Raw genomic sequence first — 17,868 nt, forward strand, 5'->3', positions numbered from 1 at the left:
GACATATCAAGTGAACGAAGTACTGCAAAGAATTATCCAATTCTTTGCATCTTTTTGCACTTTATCTTTGGTCAATCCAAATAATTTGCTAACACACATTCGCACCTAGCGTCTACTAAAATATTTTTTCTTCTCGCATACGCGCGCGCGAAGCGTGCCGTAACCCCTGTAAACAAAGGACTTCTAGGAGTTTCCTTTGTTCGCTTTTTTATGCCTTTTTTGTGAACTCGATTTTAAGCAAAATAAGAACGAAATAACAACGGTTTTAATCAATGAAGTAATGAGAAAAAAGCAAGTAAAGAAGAGATATATCACACACTTTTTAAGACACTATCAAAATACGTTTATTTTAGAAAGAAAAAACCTATAATAACCGATAATTCTAACAAATAATAAGCTTAAGTATATTTTATCTAACACGAAAGACCCCAAAAAGTTTTACCGGACAGCAATAATATCTTATGATGGAAAAAGCGATAGAAAAAAGGACTACCCCCTGTGGGATAGTCCTTAATTATTATGTAGTTCCTTCCTTAAAAGGAGCGAGAACTTACTTCAACTTTGTATAACCATACTTTGCACAAGCACCGAGTTCTTCCTCAATGCGGATGAGCTGGTTGTACTTAGCCATACGGTCTGTACGAGACATAGAACCAGTCTTGATCTGACCAGAGTTTGTAGCAACTGCGATGTCAGCAATAGTTGTATCCTCTGTCTCACCTGAACGGTGTGAAGTTACAGTTGTATAACCATGACGGTGAGCCATCTCGATAGCCTCAAGTGTCTCTGTCAATGAACCAATCTGGTTAACCTTAATAAGAATAGAGTTAGCTGCACCCATCTTGATACCCTTCTCAAGGAACTTAACGTTAGTAACGAACAAGTCATCACCAACAAGCTGGCAACGGTCGCCGATAGCTGATGTTAGCTTAACCCAGTTCTCCCAGTCGTTCTCATCGAGACCATCCTCAATAGAGTCAATAGGGTACTTTGTGATCAAATGCTCTAGATAAGCAATCTGCTCATCTGCGGTTAACTTCTTACCATTTGGATCCTTTGGCATACCGTTCTTGAGCTGACGATAGTCATAGAACCACTTGCCACCCTCACATACAGCGAACTCAGAAGCAGCACAGTCCATAGCAATCTTAACATCCTTACCTGGCTCGTAACCTGCGTCCTTGATAGCCTGAATGATTGAATCGAGTGCATCCTCGATACCATCGAACTTAGGAGCGAAACCACCTTCATCACCTACTGCAGTAGAGAGACCACGCTTCTTCAATAACTTAGCAAGTGCGTGGAATACCTCAGCACCCATACGGATACCTTCTTTCTCAGTAGGAGCACCAACTGGACGAATCATGAACTCCTGGAAAGCGATAGGTGCATCAGAGTGAGCACCACCATTGATAATGTTCATCATTGGTACTGGCAATACGTAAGTATTTGCACCACCAATGTAACGATACAATGGGATGTTCAATGCTTTAGCAGCTGTGTGAGCTACTGCCAAAGAAACACCAAGGATGGCGTTAGCACCGAGCTTGCTCTTAGTTGGAGTACCGTCGAGTTCGAGCATCTTGTAGTCGATAGCACGCTGATTGAGTACGCAATCACCTTTCAATGCTGGAGCGATAAGGTTGTTTACGTTTTCAACAGCCTTGAGGACGCCCTTACCTAAGAAACGATTCTTGTCGCCATCACGAAGCTCAAGAGCCTCATTCTCACCGGTAGAAGCACCAGATGGAACACTTGCACGACCCATTACACCATTTTCGAGAGTTACCTCAACCTCAACTGTAGGATTGCCACGTGAATCAAGAATCTCGCGAGCATGTACTTTTTCAATCTTCATAACTTATTTTGTTTATTAAATCTGTTATATTTTATATCCTTCTCTACGGTATGCAAAGTTAATAAAAAAAGTTGGAAACATATTGTACCAACCTTTTATATTTATGTTTTTGACATAATTAACGTTTAATCCACAATTATGACAGTAACTCCTCTTGCTGCCTGAGCACCCATGACGAGTGCTTGTTCTATATCTGCTGTCTTGCTCGGACCTGATATGAAGCATCCATAACCATATTCGGTCATGTGGATTCTCCTATAGGCTTCGTGCATATTATTAACAATTTTGTCACGATGAACAAGTATTACGAGGTTCTCGGAAACAAAACAAACAACTCTTTCTTTCATTGTTTGTGGTACCCAAACGCATCCGTTCTCTGCCACAGCTATGTCTCCTTCAACGATACCAACGTCTGTTCCGTTGAGATCCTGCGCTTCTGAAACCATGTCAGGATTAAGGTCTACCTTAATACCCTTTACGTTTGACGCTAATACTTGAGCTTCTGGATAAGCTTTTCGGATTAGTTCGTTGAGGTCTTCTCCAGCCTTTGCTTCAATGACTTCACTCCCAACTTTGTGACTCATCTCTATGAATTGTTTGATGGTATTTTCATACTTGATACCATCAATAGAAGCCTCTGGCATGTCAAACTGATGTATGGTATTACGACGCAGTTTGCCTAATAGTTCTTCCTTATTCATGCTTCAATTCCTCCATTGCTTGCTTAAAGATAACGTGGAAAGGCTTCTTGGCAAATTGTGGCATAGTATGTCCAATGCTCCAAGGATTTAGCTTTATATCCATCAATGACTTGGGTATGTGATTGGCAACTGACGAATTTCTAAGCAAAGCATCATATATATGATAGTTCTCATAAACAGCCTTCATACCCTCTGCCATCACCTTCTTTTCCTTATTCTCTGTACCATATTTCTCTAAACTCTGGCGCCAACGATAGATCTGACTACCTGGAGAAACCTTTGCAGGGCACACACAATCACAACTCAAACACAAGGAACATGCTGACACGTTACCGCTGTGTCTCTTTGGACTCTTTAGCATACCGAGGTTGACACCAATAGGTCCTGGAATGAAATAACTATATGAATAACCACCCGAACGACGATAGACTGGACAGGTATTCATACATGCTCCACAACGAATGCACTTTAATGTCTCCCAGTGTTCTGGGTTGGCTATGATATCCGAGCGACCATTATCTACCAAGATAACATGCATCTCTCCACCCGGACGAGGCTTGCGGAATTGAGAGGTGAAGGACGTTGCGGGTTGTCCTGTACCACTACGGGCAAGGAGTCTCTGAAATACTGCTAAGGCATCATAATCAGGGATAACTTTCTCAATGCCCATGGCTACGATATGCAATTTAGGCACTGAGGTAGACATATCAGCATTACCTTCATTGGTGCAAACTACACAATCGCCCGTTGCTGCAACCCCAAAGTTACACCCCGTCAGACCAGCATCAGCATCCATAAAATCCTCTCGGAGATCTTCACGTGCGCAACGTGTAAGATAAGCGGGATCATGGTTTCCTTTCTCATGAGATATTCCTTTTTCCTCAAACATCTCTCCCACCTCATCGCGCGTCAGGTGGATTGCAGGCATAACAATGTGTGCTGGCTTCAAATGCATGAGTTGCAAGATACGTTCTCCAAGGTCGGATTCAATCACGTTGATACCTCGTTTGATAAGATAAGGATTCATCTCACATTCTTCGGTAAGCATTGATTTTGACTTAACGAGCTTCTTTACTTTATGAGATTCAAGTATCCCATAAACCATCTCATTGAACTCTTGTGCGTCTTTAGCAAAGTGTACGATGACACCATTGCGCTCCAAACTATTAGAGAATTGCTCTAAATAATCTGCTAAATGGGTCGCTGTATGTGCTTTAATGCGGCTTGCATGCTCGCGTAAGTCCTCCCATTCAGGTAATTCTGCTGCTGCCGCATCTCGCTTCAGACGCACCGACCAGAACGTGCGATCGTGTTGTGCCACCTTCTTAGGGTCTTTCAGAAACTCTTTTGCTTTCTTTGAATGATATGTTGACATAACTCTTTTGCTCTTCTATCACCTTATTATATATATCAAAAACCAGTAGCTAAGATCTCAGCTACATGCATGAACTTTATAGGATAATGCCTCTTTGCCGCCACACCTTGCATGTGCATTAAGCAAGAGCTATCAGAACCTGTGATAATTTCAGCACCTGTCTCCATGTGACGTTTCACCTTGTCATTACCCATAGCAGCACTGACACGTGGCTCTTCTATTGCAAACATACCACCAAAGCCACAACATTCATCCTTGCGATTAGGCTCTTTTACCGTAATACCTTCCTTGAGCTTCAGCAAATCAATAATCTTATTGAAAGGCTTCTCTTGTATTTCTGAAGGTGCACTAAGCCCTAACTCACGAACACCATGGCAGGAGTTATGGACAGAAACAACGTGAGGGAAACTCCCAGGAAGTTCCTTTACTTTCAAAACATCATGTAGGAATTCTACCAGCTCCATTGTTTTTTTAGGGGTCTGACACTCATGATCAAGTATTTGTGGGTAATTAACACGCACAAAGGCAGCGCAAGATACACTTGGCGTTATCACATAATCAAATTCATTAAACTTATCCTCAAACCGCTTTGCAAGGTGACTTGACATGCGCTGAAAGCCACCGTTTGCCATTGGTTGCCCACAGCAGGTCTGCCGATCGGGATAGACTACATCTAAATGAAGCTTTCGCAAAAGCTTATAAGTTGCAACGCCAACCTGCGGAAAGAGCGCATCGACGTAACATGGAATAAAGAGTCCAACTCTCATAAATATATCTTCTCTTGTTCGTTTCTATGCTACAAATTTAGATAAAATAACTTAGATGGAGAAAGAAAAACGCAAAAAAGCATGGGGAAAAAGGCTTGTTTAATCCTCCTGTAGAATATTTTTCTTATCTTTGCAGGGGTGAAAGAGGAAGTTTGGAGGCGTAGAGTAAAGAAGAAAACATGAAAGTTTGCATAGCAGAGAAACCAAGTGTTGCCAAAGACATTGCCCGTATCCTCGGTGCGAATAGTGCGCATAACGGGTATATGGAAGGCAATGGATATCAGGTAACATGGACTTTTGGCCACCTTTGTGAGCTAAAGGAACCCCACGACTATACCCTCAACTGGAAATATTGGAGCCTTGGTTCACTTCCGATGATACCTCCTCGTTTTGGTATCAAACTAATTGATGATGAAGGCATCAAGCGACAATTTGATATTATAAAGGGACTTTTTCAAGCTGCTGATGAGATTATCAATTGTGGTGATGCGGGTCAGGAGGGTGAGTTGATACAGCGTTGGGTTATGCAGAAAGCCGGTGTGAAATGTCCTGTTAGGCGTCTTTGGATCTCGTCCATGACGGATGAAGCTATCCGCGAAGGCTTTGCCAATCTTAGAGATGAGGCTCAATACAAACCGCTCTACCTCGCCGGACTGTCAAGAGCGATAGGTGATTGGCTGCTGGGGATAAATGCTACACGTCTTTACACGCTCAAATATGGTAGGAACTCCTATGGGAAAGGACAGGTATTGTCCATCGGGCGCGTGCAAACTCCTACTCTCGCGCTCATCGTGCAACGCCAGAAAGAGATCGACAACTTCAAGCCTGAGCCTTATTGGGTACTCGCGACGATCTATCGCGACACGCAGTTTACAGCGACAAAGGGAAAGTTTACGTCTAAAGAGGAGGGCGAAAAGGCTTTCTCAACCATTGAGGGTAAGCCCTTCACTATCACGAGTGTAACGAAAAAGAAGGGTTCTGAACAGCCCAAGCAGCTCTATGATCTCACGTCATTACAGGTGGATTGCAACCGAAAGTATGGTTACTCGGCTGAAATGACACTCAATACTATTCAGAGCTTATATGAGAGGAAGTTCACAACTTACCCTCGCGTTGATACTCAATATCTATCGGATGACATCTATCCAAAGTGTCCGCAAACAATGAACGGGCTTTTTCAGACAACTTTCGCAGGCAAACGTCCTTATGCAGAATTGGTAAAGACGTTGAGTGGGAAGCCTCTTCCGAAATCAAAACGAGTGTTTGATTCTTCAAAGGTGACCGATCACCACGCTATCATACCAACGGGTATTCCGCCGAAGGGACTGACTGATGTGGAACACAATGTGTATGACCTCATTGCGAGAAGATTCATCGCTGCTTTCTATCCTGATTGTAAGTTTGCTACGACAACCGTATTAGGTAAGGTAGACGAGATTGAATTTAAGGTTTCAGGAAAAGAGATATTGGATAAGGGATGGCGTGTGGTGATGGGAACACCCACCCCTGAACCCCTCCCCAAGGGAGGGGAGACTGGACAGCGAGATACGCTGGGCAAGGAAGCTCAAGAGGGTACTTCTTATCTTCCAACATTTGTGAAAGGAGAGTCAGGGACGCATACGCCTACCCTAACAGAGAAGCAGACGACACCGCCGAAGCACTATACTGAAGCGTCATTATTGCGTGCCATGGAGACAGCAGGTAAGTTGGTTGAGGATGAAACATTGCGTGCTGCGATGAAAGAAAACGGTATTGGGCGACCTTCTTCACGTGCAGGAATCATCGAAACGCTGTTTCGTAGGCATTATATTCAGCGTAAACGGAAGAATATTGAGGCTACTCAAACGGGCATTGCACTCATCGATACAATCCATGAAAAGCTCCTTACATCAGCTGAGCTGACGGGTATTTGGGAGAAAAAATTACGTGACATCGAAGCAAAGAAATATGATCCTGCACAGTTTGTCAACGAACTAAAAGAACAGATTAACAACATTGTTAATGATGTGTTAGCTGATAATTCTAACCGAAAGATTGGTGTGATACAACCTCCCGAAACTCCTCCAAAGGACGGGGATACAACCTAACAAAATACAAAGAAACAGGTTTTAATACAGAATGACAGATTGTCATATAGTCTTAATGCCATGCTCTTAGACAGAAGAAGCACAAGGAATAGGACTTGGACATACATATTTAATTACAGGATATACGTATTTTTTCAGAGCTACAAAGTGACATAAGATTCCTTACGAAACAAGAGAATGCACAGAAGTAGCTACTCTTGCGTAATTCAAAATGCAGACTTTACGATTCAAAGTTATATTTACTTTTGATCCATATAAGTATTGCTTCTTAAACAAGAGGGTGTTTCTTCGATTTGAAGGAGGCGTTTCTTCATTTCCAAGAGAGGCTTTCTTCGATGCAAGGAAAGGCTCTCTTCATCATAAAGAAACGCCTCCTTTGATGTGAAGAAACGCCCTCTTTAAATGAAGAAGGGCATTTCCTTCTATACAATAGATTGTTAGGAACGAATTACCAGATGATAAAGAACAACTGCAACTGGCAATCTTAATCATTTAGCTTACTGATATTTGCATTTAAAGAGACACTGAAAAGCACAAAAATTAGGTATTTTTAAACCGTGAAAAGTTTGCTTTTAAGAATACTTTTGGCTATCTTTGCAAGCGAAGAGTTATACAAATTGGGAAACTTTTAAGGCTCATTTGAATTTAAAGTTGTCCAAAACTAATAACTTTGAACATAGCTTTTAACGACAAATAAAATAAGCTATTGCACTGGTTATAAGCGATATAAGTAATATATAATATGCTTAGATACCAATCAACAGATACTCAATAAAGTTAGACGAAATTATCTAAAAACGAAAGAACTAAGTAATTGTAATGAAGAACTTCACTATCACTAAGCGTAATGGAGACAAAGTTCCTTTCTCCCTTGACAAGATCATGAACGCTATTGTAAAGGCTTTCCAAAGTGTGAACGAACCAACGGATATAGGCATTGTATCGCGTATCTTGTCGGACTTAGACATTCACAACGATATAAAAGTCGAAGACATACAGAACCAAGTAGAGTTTGCTTTGATGAAGGAAGGCTACTATAAGGTTGCAAAGAGCTTCATTGTCTATCGCCAACAGCACACGGAAGACCGCGAGACGTTAGAGAAGATGAAGTTTCTCTCCGATTACTGCGAGGCGAAGAATGCTGCTACTGGATCGAAGTTCGATGCTAATGCGAATGTAGAACATAAGAATATTGCAACGTTGATAGGTGAGTTACCAAAGCAAGGGTTCATCCGTTTGAATCGTCGTTTGTTAGTGGATCGCATTAAGAAGATGTATGGTAAGCCGCTTGCTGACGAATACATCGACCTCTTGACACACCATTTTATATATAAGAACGACGAGACGAACCTTGCTAACTATTGTGCTTCCATCACGATGTACCCATGGTTAATCGGTGGAACAACGTCTATCGGCGGTAATTCTACAGCGCCAACGAATCTAAAGAGTTTCTGTGGTGGCTTTATAAATATGGTCTTCATGGTCTCTTCTATGCTTGCCGGAGCTTGCGCCACACCAGAGTTTCTGATGTACATGAACTACTTTATTCAGAAAGAATACGGCAAGGACTATTGGAAGAGAGCGGACGAAGTGGTGGATCTAAGCGTTAAACGCCGTACAATAGATAAGATAATTACGGACGACTTCGAGCAGATTGTCTACTCACTGAACCAACCCACGGGGGCAAGGAACTATCAGGCTGTGTTCTGGAACATATCTTACTACGATCGTCCCTACTTCGAATCGCTCTTCGGGAACTTCTATTTTCCAGATGGATCGCAGCCTGATTGGGAAAGTCTGTCATGGTTGCAAAAGCGCTTCATGACGTGGTTTAATCAGGAAAGACTTAAGACTGTCCTCACGTTCCCAGTAGAGACTATGGCGTTATTAGCCGAGAATGGCGATTGTAAAGACAAGGAATGGGGCGACTTCACAGCACAGATGTATGCGCAAGGGCACAGCTTCTTCACTTATATGAGTGATAACGCAGACTCGTTGAGTTCGTGTTGTCGATTGAGAAATGAGATACAAGACAATGGTTTCTCATATACTTTAGGAGCCGGCGGAGTGTCAACTGGATCGAAGAGTGTGCTTACCATCAACTTAAACCGCTGTATCCAGTACGCTGTGAACCATGACTTGGATTACAAGGAATACCTAACTCACATCATAGAGTTGTGCCACAAGGTGCAATTAGCCTACAATGAGAATCTTAAAGAGCTCTTGCACAACCACATGTTGCCGCTTTTTGATGCTGGATATATCAACATTGACCGTCAATATCTTACTATCGGAATCAACGGATTAGTAGAGGCTGCGGAGTTCATGGGGCTTGATATCAATCCTAATGACGATTACAAGAAGTTCGTGCAAGGTGTGTTAGGATTGATAGAGACGCAGAATAAGGCGTTTAGAACTAAGGAGGCAATGTTTAATTGTGAGATGATTCCAGCCGAGAACGTGGGTGTCAAGCATGCAAAATGGGATAAGGAAGATGGTTACTTTGTGCCTCGTGACTGTTACAACAGCTACTTCTATCGTGTAGAAGACGATTCCCTCACTATTTTGGACAAGTTTAAACTACACGGGAAGCCGTATATTGAGCACCTAACGGGCGGTTCTGCACTTCACATGAACCTTGAGGAACATCTTTCCGAACCGCAGTATCGACAGCTTCTACGCGTTGCTGCGCAAGAAGGATGCAATTACTTCACATTCAACATACCGAACACCATCTGTAATGACTGCGGTCACATCGATAAGAGATACCTGCATGAATGCCCTCATTGTCACTCTAAGAACGTTGATTATCTCACACGTATTATAGGCTACATGAAGCGTGTTAGCAACTTCTCTGCACCTCGTCAAGAGGAAGCGCACCGCCGTTTTTACATCCACACAGACACATGCTCCGATACTGTAACACAGACATCGTATTCCAAGAGTACCCAGATGAAGTAACACTGGCTATCAACATCTCGGGCTGTCCATGCCACTGCCCGGGATGCCATAGCCCTTTCTTATGGGCAAATAAGGGTAATGAACTAACAATCGACTCGCTAACCTCTCTCATTGAAGAGGCTGGCGAGCCGATTACCTGTATAGGGTTTATGGGGGGAGATGCTGATCCAAAGACCGTTGATAACCTCGCTTTCTACGTAAAACAGCACTACCCTACGCTCAAAACAGGCTGGTACACAGGTCGTACCGCTATATCTCCTGACATCCACAAGGAATACTTCGATTATATAAAAGTGGGTCCTTATCTTCGCCACTTAGGCGCTCTTAATTCACCAAAAACCAATCAGCGCATGTTACGCAGACGCCCCGATAACAGCTTTGAAGACATTACCTCCCGTTTTTGGAACAAATAAATAAGGTGTATGGAATGAATAAGTGAGGCGTACGGGTCAATTAAGTGAGGCATACGGGTCAATTAAATGAGGCGTACGGGTCAAACGACTAAGGCATACGGAACAAATAAAAAAGGACTATCAAACGATAGTCCTATATCATGAAAACCTACTCTGCTTCACCTGCATGTAGGATAATACTTGTTGCACCGATGGTGAATAGCGTTCCATCCTCTATCACTCTACGCTCTCGATCACCGAGTATCACGTTGTCAACGAACGTCCCCGTGTATGACGGACCATCGCGTAGAACATATTGTAACTGCCCTTTCTTGTCACGCTTAACAGTAATGACACAATGCGTCATATCGACACTTGGATCCACAGTCTCTATCGGACAGTTGATCGGATTACCCTTCATATACCGCCCAATAACGTTCTCTCCCATCTGTAAGGGTATCACTTGCCGATAGTGAAAAACGTTCTCAATGACATGCAAAGAGCCATACTCACAAGGTTGGTCACTATCAGTTGGGGCGTTATTCTCCTCTTTCTGCGTCTTACGTAACTTCGACATGCCTATTCTAATACCAAACTCTTTACCGCATTGAGGGCACTGGAACACCAGACGTTGCCCTGACTTATACTTCGTCTCATCGAATGTGATAAAGTTATCACACTTAGGACATCTTACTCGTTTCATATCTAATAAGGATATAAGAAGGTTTTGTTTGGAATACTAAAGATCGGTTATCACTTATCGATCTCGATGATCCAAGCATTCTTAAAGAAAGTCTTTCCGTGCATAGCATTCAGTTTCTCACGTGCCTCGCGTTGGCTTGCATAATAGCCGTAAAGCACCTTGATGCTCTCAGTCCCTTCATAGACACGGGCGTCATCAAGCCCTTTCTTCTGCAGACGCTTTACATAGGTACGTGCATTCAATTCGGTTACATGACTTGCAACAACAATCGCCCAGTAATGCGAATGATGTGCGGCTTCCTCCTTGACAGGCGCATTCACCGATGTCGCAATAGCTCTTAAAGGTTTGAAATGTACGGAAGTCTTAGATGTATCACTGGAGTCGAAGAGGTTATAAAGCATGCCGCTCTTAATCTGATGTTCGGAGGTTCCATTCCTTGTAGAACTCGGGAAGCCCACTAAGAACACTGCCGTAAGGAACACGGCAGCTGCTGCAGCACTGCGAACAGCGTGTAAACTAATGCTCAATCGTTTATTTTCTTTGTCTGAATTATCAATGTATATAATTCTGGACTTACGTTCCTGTGCATCAGAAAGGGCTAAGGTTGCATGATTCTTCTCGCTCACCTCATTAATTTGTGGTGCCTCGAAGCTACTCAAACCATAGTACATTGGTGTCAATATACCGCTCTCGAAAGGTTCAAACTCAAGTTTCCCTTCGCTGTTCCGAGCCAATCTTCCAAGGTCATAAAGCTCTACTAAGCCTTCATTCTCCAGTGTGTGATAGATCTCATTCACCTCATTCTCTATCTGACGGAGTGCCTCCGGATAACTCATATCATACGCATCTACATACGACTGAGCCAGCAAGGAGTCATTCATAGTGAGCTGTGCATTGAAGCCAAGAGTGCGATATGGCGGCAGAAACAAGCCGTCCTGCTCATCGTATCGGGCTGATACATGATGAGCAACAAAGCCTCCTAACCCTGGAACAATAACACAATCATTATCCAAGAGAAGTATTTCTATATGTCGGTCGAGTTTTGTCACGTTTGCAAAATTAGCTATTTTATTCTGAAGTAGCAAGTCTCTTCAATTAAAAAATACCATCACAACGGAAAAAGTTAGTTATCCTTCTCCTTATCAATAATTATCTTTATCTTTGCGAGAGAAAACTATCTTTAATTGCTAAGAGTATATAACAACGAACGAAATGGAATATATAAAGACAGAGATCGAAGGTGTATGGGTGATCGAACCTAAGGTGTTTAACGATCAAAGAGGCTACTTTTTCGAGGCTTTCAAACAGGCTGAATTTGACGAACACATCGGTCATCACGTTGAGTTCATACAAGACAATGAGTCAAAATCGAGCTTTGGTGTGCTGCGAGGACTGCATTATCAAAAGGGCGAGCATTCGCAGGCTAAGTTGGTAAGAGTCATCAAAGGGAAGGTAATTGATGTTGCTGTCGACCTCCGTAAAAGCTCTCCAACATTCGGAAAGTACGTTGCTGTTGAGCTATCAGAGGACAACAAGCGTCAGTTCTTCATCCCTCGTGGCTTCGCACATGGCTTCCTCGTATTGTCTGATGAGGCTATCTTTACTTATAAGGTGGACAATGTTTATGCGCCACAAAGCGAAGCCAGCATTCGATGGAACGATGAGCACGTAGGTATCAAGTGGGCGATCGATCCAAAAGATATCCTCCTTTCAGAGAAAGATAACGCCAAGTCGCTATCCTGGGAGGCTGCTGAAAAATTTGAATAAACGTCTTTTTACCCAAATAACAAAGATGAAACAAACAATAATCGCATGTGCCGTATTAACGTCACTACTAATATTCTCTGCTTGTAAAAACCGAGGAGCTGACTATCAGAAGACGCACGAAGACAAGCAAGCAAAGGAGATGTTGCAGGGCTTATGGACTAATGGTGACAGTGGAGACCCTGCTGCGTTGGTCAAAGGGGATAGTATTTTCTATCCCGATTCGGCTAGTATGCCCGTGCGATTTTGGGTTTATCAAGACACTCTCTACCTACAAGGTCAGAACGTAAACGGCTATAAGATTGAGAAACAAGCACCTCATGTGTTTAAGTTTATCAATCAGAATGGAGAAGAGGTGAAGCTCGTCAAGAGTAGTGATAAGGCTCTTTACCCATCTTTCAGTTATCATGTTTATGCGATGAACACCTTTGATGAGCAGACACAAGATACCACGATTCGTACTGACTTAGGCTATTTTCAAAGTAAAGTACACGTGCAGACGACATCTGAAAAGGTAATTAAATCAACCTACAACGACAATGGTGTGGAGGTAGATAACATGTATCTTGACAACGTGGCATCCTTACGTCTCCTCAACCATGGCACTCCTGTCTTTGCACATGACTTCCGTAAGCAGGAGTTCCAACCCTTAATTGCAAAAGATTTCCTCAATAAGAGTATTCTTCGTAAGCTCTATTTCACACATGCCGATGCAAAGGCTCTCTATTACGATGCCCTCATTGGCATTCCAGATGCCTCCACCACGTATGTCGTTGAACTACGAATTACGCCTAACGGAAGGATGTCGAAGAAGCTAAGGTAGCACTCATTGTAATTCAAAATTATGATTAGGTAGAGTGGACTGGTTAGCAAGTAGACTGGTTATTTGTTCTGTGAAATAGAGCACCACTAAGTAGGGACAGACGCCCTCGTCTGTCCGATATAATATGATTTTCTCAGACAGAAAGCATAAGGATATTGTTCTAATAACATATTTCATTCACCCCAAATACCCCATTGGGGCAGACAGACGAGGGCATCACTAGTATCCACTTAAAAATGAGATTTAATTCTGTGACATTTTGTAAGCTGGGCTTGGTTTCCTGTTCCCCCAATAATTCCTTTAAATCAGTCTTTACGAATAGTGAAACTGTCAAAATCCTTAACAAATCCTTGTAGTATTACCTTTATATAGGTAATTTCGCATTCTTTTTTGAAATTCATGTCCCCTTGATCAAATAAATTGAGTTCTTTTGGTGGAGCATTTGCTTTTTCTACCATTATGATGAGTCCTTCATTCTGTGGGTTTTCCATAAATGAGATGAAATCGGTGTAATACATCAGTGTGAGCCTTAGCATGGTTACTAATTGAGAGAAGGCTACATGTCTTTTTATCATTCTGGAGATAACTGTACAGAGCAGATTGGCTATTAAGTAGGTCGTAAGAATTAATTTATACTAAGCTACATGGTTAAAATTGATTTTGAGTCCAGACCCGATTGCCGCCAAAGCTCTGTTGGTGGCATAGAGCAGGGCGTCTGTATAGAGATAATCCATAGGTCTGAGCCATTTCCCCTTGAGGATGCGCCAAAGAGTCTCGGCAATATTAAGATGTGGGCTATAAGGAGGGAGAAAGAAAAGGAACAGCCCCTGCTTCTCCCATAGGGGACGAAGCTCCCGCATAAGCCTGCACCTGTGTACACTTGCGTTGTCAAGGACTACAAAGGTTCTTTTGCTGATACGGAGCGACATACGGTCAAGAAAGTCAGCGACCTTATCTGCGGTCATGTTCTCTGTCATAGTGAATCCCTCATATCTATTCCTGCGGTCTATCATACCGAATATATTGAGCCGGAGACCTCTCTCAGAGGGGATGTAGACATCTTCACCGCAGAACTGCCAACCGTATGGCACATATCCATCCGTGCAGATATGACTCTCATCACCATAGTAAAGGTCTATGAGATCGTCCTTTTCCTGTTGTACGAGTTCCTGCAGCTTATCGCTCTTGTAGGCATAGAGCTGCGGCGAGGGGCTACCCTTGGGACGTTTTCTTATACGTCTATATCTCGCGCCAATGCGGATAAAAAAGCCCAGAAGGTACTTTCGCTCGCTTTCTTTCCGGAAGCCTGCTGCCAGGCTTCTTTCACTTTCTTCACACCCTGCTGGGCATTCTCGATGGCTCTGCGTACCGCATCTTCGTCAGAACTGTCCATTATCGGCTTCCGACCTCGCCCGAGACGTGTAGCCAGCCCTTGAAACCTTCACACTCGAACCGTTTCACCCATGAGTTCACTGATATGTGTGTCATTTCTGTCTGAATCCCGACTTCTTTTGATGTCAGACCGTTGGATTTCAACAGTATGGCACGGCAACGCATACGGAAGGAATGGCTTTTACCACGGCGGAAGCCCTCCTCCAACTGAAGACGCTCTTTGTCTGTCTGTTCTATAATCTTGATCTTTCCGATAGTTGTACTTCTTTTATATGTCCGCACAAAGTATGATATAAACTAATTTTCAATATCTACTTATCTACTTCGTACCCCCATGTTTGTATCTGTATGGCATTTATACTGTTATCATAGAAGAAATGCAGCGGAAAGTATAGTTTGAGTTACTTATAAAGTGACTTAATAGCCCATCTGCGCTTGTAGATCTCCTCAAGGTCTTTTTACATTAAGTTCAAAGTTACTGGTCAGCACGACAACAGACTTATGTGAGTTATTACCCCATAGTTCCACTCGTCTTGCCTTATGTCTTATCTCCCCCTTCTCAAAAATAATCTTCTTGTCTGTATGTGTAACTAGTCCGTCAGGGCTTACATAGGTTACGGAGGACAGCTCCCTATAGGTGAGGTTCTTCTTCATCTTGGTAACATAGCCTACGCCCTCCTCTTTAAGTCGCTGAAAGTGTGCATAATCAACGTATGCTCTGTCCATTGTAAGGGTTGCATCCTTAGGAAGATGCACTTCCTTAAGCAGATACTGATCATGCGTAGTGGCAGAGGGCAGCTGTACGACCGTGGGAACACCAACATGATACATCATCACCGTATGAACCTTCATACCATCTTTCTTCTTACCACTTTTAGGATGTCTGCCTACACCCTTTAGGATGTTGTCAAAAAGGGTAATCGTAGTTGAATCCATCATGTACAGAATCTTCTCCCATATCTTTTGTTCACCCTTTGCGCGGCTGTCCGTTAAAAAAGGGCTGAAATCCAAGAGAGGATTTTAGTCCTTAACTTTTATATAACGAAAATATTTACCGGACAGCAATAATCTGAAAAAAGTTTACCGGACAGCAATATTTCTATATCTGTTCAAGATAGGCAGCTGCCATTTCTGCACAACGTTCGCCATCAATACCTGCACTGACAATCCCCCCAGCATATCCTGCACCCTCGGCACAAGGGAAGAGACCTGCAAGTCGAATGTGCATGAGCTTTTCACGATCACGTAAAATGCGAACAGGTGAACTGGTTCTTGTTTCGGAAGCAATCATTACTGCTTCGTTTGTTAAGAAGCCATGTGCCTGCTTTCCAAAGGTTTTGAAGGCTTCTTGGAGTCGTTTGGTAATGAACGATGGCATCCAGAAATGGAGCGGACTAGAGATAAGTCCAGGCGCATAACTCGATTTTGGAAGATCGTATGATAAGCGATTATTCACAAAATCAGCCATACGTTGTGCAGGAGCAGTTTGCTTTCGATCACCCTGTTGCCATGTGTCACGCTCAAGTTTCTCTTGATAGTGCATGATTCGAAGTAAGTCGTCACCTTCAACATCTTCTGGATTAAGCTGAACGACCATACCAGAATTAGACCATTGTGTACCGCGATTGGCAGGACTCATACCATTCGTTACCATCTGTTCAGGACCAGTTGCTGAAGGAATAACGAAGCCACCGGGACACATACAGAAAGAATAAACCCCACGCCCTTGTGCTTGTGTAACGAAAGAATACTCGGCTGTTGGGAGATATTTCCCTTTACCATTCTTATTGTGATACTGGATCTGGTCAATCAGAAGAGACGGATGTTCAAGACGAACGCCAACAGCAATACCTTTTGCCTCCATTTCAATATTAGCTTCCGCAAGATAACGATAAACATCGCGGGCAGAATGCCCAGTAGCAAGGATAACAGGACCATAAAACTCACGAGTAACACTTAAAGCACTGCGATGATTATCAATAGCTTTTACACCGATAACCTTGTCGCCATCTAATATAAGAGAAGTCATTTTCGTTTGGAAATGCACCTCGCCACCACAATTAAGAATCGTATTTCGCATATTTTCAATCACACGTGGGAGCTTATCTGTTCCGATATGTGGGTGAGCATCAGCAAGAATAGACGTTGACGCACCATGTTGGCAAAATACATTCAGAATCTTATCAACGGGACCGCGCTTCTTACTGCGTGTATATAACTTACCATCCGAATAAGCACCAGCACCACCTTCACCAAAACAATAGTTAGATTCAGAATCTACTTCCTGTGTTTTCTTAATTAAAGCTATATCCAACTTACGATCGCGCACATTCTTTCCTCGTTCAAGAATGACAGGACGCAAGCCTAATTCAATGAGTTTTAAAGAAGCAAACAAGCCGCCGGGTCCCTCTCCTACAACAATAACAGAAGGCTTATTGCTAACATCTTGATAGTCGGTCTTCGTATACGCATCGTCCTGTGGAAACTCATTCACATAAATACGTACCTTCAGATTCACATAAATATCACGATGGCGCGCATCAATTGATCGCTTCAGAACCCTTACTCGATAGATTGTTCGCTGATCCAATCCCTTCTCTTGAGCAATGTATGCCTTCAAATTAGCCTCGTTATATGCCACTTGTGGTAAGACGCGTATCTGAAATTCCTCTGTCATATAGCTTCATTTTTGACGCAAAATTAGGTAAATATATCGAGAAAATCGTTAGCTATTGCAATATTTCTTGCTATTTCTACCCCCAAGTTTTATATTTCCTCCATTGTAAGGCGGATACCGAATAATAATCGATTCTTACAGACGTATAGAATAATGTGGAAATTAACACCCTTTTTCTTGTTTTTCATAGGATCATTTAATGGAAATATATTTTACATTCGCTTTTTTCAATCTAGAGTTTTTAGAAAGCATTTATAGAGCTTTTTAGAAACGTATATTGGTTTTTGGTGAAACGTATATACGTTTTTGATGAATCGTATATACGTTTTTGATGAAATGTATATACGTTTTTGGTGAAATGTATATAT

17 protein-coding genes are annotated in these 17,868 nt (G+C 42.6%); 5 read left to right on the forward strand and 12 right to left on the reverse strand.

Annotation, left to right across the window (positions count from 1 at the left end):
* Nucleotides 1–550 precede the first annotated feature (550 nt).
* The 4 genes from eno to J5A55_RS11015 form a co-directional block, all read right to left on the reverse strand.
* Complete coding sequence (eno, locus tag J5A55_RS11000) at nt 551–1,858, reverse strand: phosphopyruvate hydratase (protein ID WP_004381800.1); 1,308 nt, start codon at nt 1,856–1,858, stop codon at nt 551–553.
* 125 nt (nt 1,859–1,983) lie between these two features.
* Complete coding sequence (locus J5A55_RS11005; protein WP_004381799.1) at nt 1,984–2,559, reverse strand: LutC/YkgG family protein; 576 nt, start codon at nt 2,557–2,559, stop codon at nt 1,984–1,986.
* Complete coding sequence (locus J5A55_RS11010) at nt 2,552–3,934, reverse strand: lactate utilization protein B (protein WP_004381798.1); 1,383 nt, start codon at nt 3,932–3,934, stop codon at nt 2,552–2,554. The genes J5A55_RS11005 and J5A55_RS11010 overlap by 8 nt, the downstream gene beginning before the upstream one ends.
* 35 nt (nt 3,935–3,969) lie before the next feature.
* Nucleotides 3,970–4,701, reverse strand: coding sequence for a (Fe-S)-binding protein (locus tag J5A55_RS11015; protein ID WP_004381797.1), 732 nt, complete (start codon nt 4,699–4,701; stop codon nt 3,970–3,972).
* Between the two features lie 179 nt (nt 4,702–4,880).
* Between J5A55_RS11015 and J5A55_RS11020 the strand changes: the two genes are divergently transcribed.
* The 3 genes from J5A55_RS11020 (at nt 4,881) to nrdG (ending at nt 10,162) form a co-directional block, all read left to right on the forward strand.
* Nucleotides 4,881–6,788 (forward strand): DNA topoisomerase 3, encoded by a 1,908-nt coding sequence (locus J5A55_RS11020; protein WP_004381796.1) that lies wholly within the window; start codon nt 4,881–4,883, stop codon nt 6,786–6,788.
* An 819-nt stretch (nt 6,789–7,607) separates the two neighbouring features.
* Nucleotides 7,608–9,749, forward strand: coding sequence for an anaerobic ribonucleoside-triphosphate reductase (gene nrdD / locus J5A55_RS11025; protein WP_004381793.1), 2,142 nt, complete (start codon nt 7,608–7,610; stop codon nt 9,747–9,749).
* A complete protein-coding gene (gene nrdG, locus J5A55_RS11030; RefSeq protein ID WP_039850863.1) occupies nt 9,695–10,162 on the forward strand; it encodes an anaerobic ribonucleoside-triphosphate reductase activating protein in 468 nt (155 codons plus the stop codon). The genes nrdD and nrdG overlap by 55 nt, the downstream gene beginning before the upstream one ends.
* A gap of 148 nt (nt 10,163–10,310) precedes the next feature.
* Here nrdG and J5A55_RS11035 read toward each other — a convergent pair whose 3' ends face one another.
* On the reverse strand, nt 10,311–10,844 hold the full coding sequence (locus J5A55_RS11035) for an FHA domain-containing protein (protein WP_004381791.1): 534 nt from the start codon (nt 10,842–10,844) through the stop codon (nt 10,311–10,313).
* Between the two features lie 50 nt (nt 10,845–10,894).
* Nucleotides 10,895–11,929 carry an HU domain-containing protein gene (locus J5A55_RS11040; protein WP_004381790.1) on the reverse strand — a complete coding sequence of 345 codons (1,035 nt, stop codon included), beginning with the start codon at nt 11,927–11,929 and terminating at the stop codon, nt 10,895–10,897.
* Nucleotides 11,930–12,056: 127 nt separating this feature from the next.
* Here J5A55_RS11040 and rfbC point away from each other — a divergent pair, with 127 nt between their 5' ends.
* The gene (gene rfbC, locus J5A55_RS11045) at nt 12,057–12,611 is read left to right on the forward strand and encodes a dTDP-4-dehydrorhamnose 3,5-epimerase (RefSeq protein ID WP_004381789.1); all 555 of its coding nucleotides are present in this window, start codon (nt 12,057–12,059) and stop codon (nt 12,609–12,611) included.
* Nucleotides 12,612–12,636: 25 nt separating this feature from the next.
* Nucleotides 12,637–13,431 (forward strand): DUF4738 domain-containing protein, encoded by a 795-nt coding sequence (locus J5A55_RS11050; protein WP_039850861.1) that lies wholly within the window; start codon nt 12,637–12,639, stop codon nt 13,429–13,431.
* 305 nt (nt 13,432–13,736) lie between these two features.
* On the opposite strand, the gene J5A55_RS12430 is transcribed toward J5A55_RS11050, so the two are convergent.
* The 6 genes from J5A55_RS12430 to J5A55_RS11075 form a co-directional block, all read right to left on the reverse strand.
* Nucleotides 13,737–13,889 carry a hypothetical protein gene (locus J5A55_RS12430; protein ID WP_249118608.1) on the reverse strand — a complete coding sequence of 51 codons (153 nt, stop codon included), beginning with the start codon at nt 13,887–13,889 and terminating at the stop codon, nt 13,737–13,739.
* A 177-nt stretch (nt 13,890–14,066) separates the two neighbouring features.
* Nucleotides 14,067–14,705 carry an IS630 family transposase gene (locus J5A55_RS11060; RefSeq protein ID WP_346266986.1) on the reverse strand — a complete coding sequence of 213 codons (639 nt, stop codon included), beginning with the start codon at nt 14,703–14,705 and terminating at the stop codon, nt 14,067–14,069.
* Nucleotides 14,663–14,824, reverse strand: coding sequence for a hypothetical protein (locus J5A55_RS12435; RefSeq protein WP_234396037.1), 162 nt, complete (start codon nt 14,822–14,824; stop codon nt 14,663–14,665). The genes J5A55_RS11060 and J5A55_RS12435 overlap by 43 nt, the downstream gene beginning before the upstream one ends.
* Complete coding sequence (locus tag J5A55_RS12440; protein ID WP_004381783.1) at nt 14,824–15,105, reverse strand: helix-turn-helix domain-containing protein; 282 nt, start codon at nt 15,103–15,105, stop codon at nt 14,824–14,826. The genes J5A55_RS12435 and J5A55_RS12440 overlap by 1 nt, the downstream gene beginning before the upstream one ends.
* 165 nt (nt 15,106–15,270) lie before the next feature.
* Nucleotides 15,271–15,762 carry a transposase gene (locus J5A55_RS11070; RefSeq protein ID WP_155813757.1) on the reverse strand — a complete coding sequence of 164 codons (492 nt, stop codon included), beginning with the start codon at nt 15,760–15,762 and terminating at the stop codon, nt 15,271–15,273.
* A gap of 160 nt (nt 15,763–15,922) precedes the next feature.
* The gene (locus J5A55_RS11075) at nt 15,923–17,500 is read right to left on the reverse strand and encodes an NAD(P)/FAD-dependent oxidoreductase (RefSeq protein ID WP_004381781.1); all 1,578 of its coding nucleotides are present in this window, start codon (nt 17,498–17,500) and stop codon (nt 15,923–15,925) included.
* Nucleotides 17,501–17,868: the final 368 nt, after the last annotated feature.

Source organism: Prevotella veroralis (assembly GCF_018127765.1).
Taxonomy (GTDB): domain Bacteria; phylum Bacteroidota; class Bacteroidia; order Bacteroidales; family Bacteroidaceae; genus Prevotella; species Prevotella veroralis.

What these genes read in the sequence shown, in the direction of transcription:
- eno (WP_004381800.1), bottom strand. Translation starts at nt 1,858, where the DNA reads ATGAAGATTGAAAAAGTACATGCTCGCGAGATTCTTGATTCACGTGGC.
- J5A55_RS11005 (WP_004381799.1), bottom strand. Translation starts at nt 2,559, where the DNA reads ATGAATAAGGAAGAACTATTAGGCAAACTGCGTCGTAATACCATACAT.
- J5A55_RS11010 (WP_004381798.1), bottom strand. Translation starts at nt 3,934, where the DNA reads ATGTCAACATATCATTCAAAGAAAGCAAAAGAGTTTCTGAAAGACCCT.
- J5A55_RS11015 (WP_004381797.1), bottom strand. Translation starts at nt 4,701, where the DNA reads ATGAGAGTTGGACTCTTTATTCCATGTTACGTCGATGCGCTCTTTCCG.
- J5A55_RS11020 (WP_004381796.1), top strand. Translation starts at nt 4,881, where the DNA reads ATGAAAGTTTGCATAGCAGAGAAACCAAGTGTTGCCAAAGACATTGCC.
- nrdD (WP_004381793.1), top strand. Translation starts at nt 7,608, where the DNA reads ATGAAGAACTTCACTATCACTAAGCGTAATGGAGACAAAGTTCCTTTC.
- nrdG (WP_039850863.1), top strand. Translation starts at nt 9,695, where the DNA reads ATGCTCCGATACTGTAACACAGACATCGTATTCCAAGAGTACCCAGAT.
- J5A55_RS11035 (WP_004381791.1), bottom strand. Translation starts at nt 10,844, where the DNA reads ATGAAACGAGTAAGATGTCCTAAGTGTGATAACTTTATCACATTCGAT.
- rfbC (WP_004381789.1), top strand. Translation starts at nt 12,057, where the DNA reads ATGGAATATATAAAGACAGAGATCGAAGGTGTATGGGTGATCGAACCT.
- J5A55_RS11050 (WP_039850861.1), top strand. Translation starts at nt 12,637, where the DNA reads ATGAAACAAACAATAATCGCATGTGCCGTATTAACGTCACTACTAATA.
- J5A55_RS12430 (WP_249118608.1), bottom strand. Translation starts at nt 13,889, where the DNA reads ATGGTAGAAAAAGCAAATGCTCCACCAAAAGAACTCAATTTATTTGAT.
- J5A55_RS12435 (WP_234396037.1), bottom strand. Translation starts at nt 14,824, where the DNA reads ATGGACAGTTCTGACGAAGATGCGGTACGCAGAGCCATCGAGAATGCC.
- J5A55_RS11070 (WP_155813757.1), bottom strand. Translation starts at nt 15,762, where the DNA reads ATGATGGATTCAACTACGATTACCCTTTTTGACAACATCCTAAAGGGT.
- J5A55_RS11075 (WP_004381781.1), bottom strand. Translation starts at nt 17,500, where the DNA reads ATGACAGAGGAATTTCAGATACGCGTCTTACCACAAGTGGCATATAAC.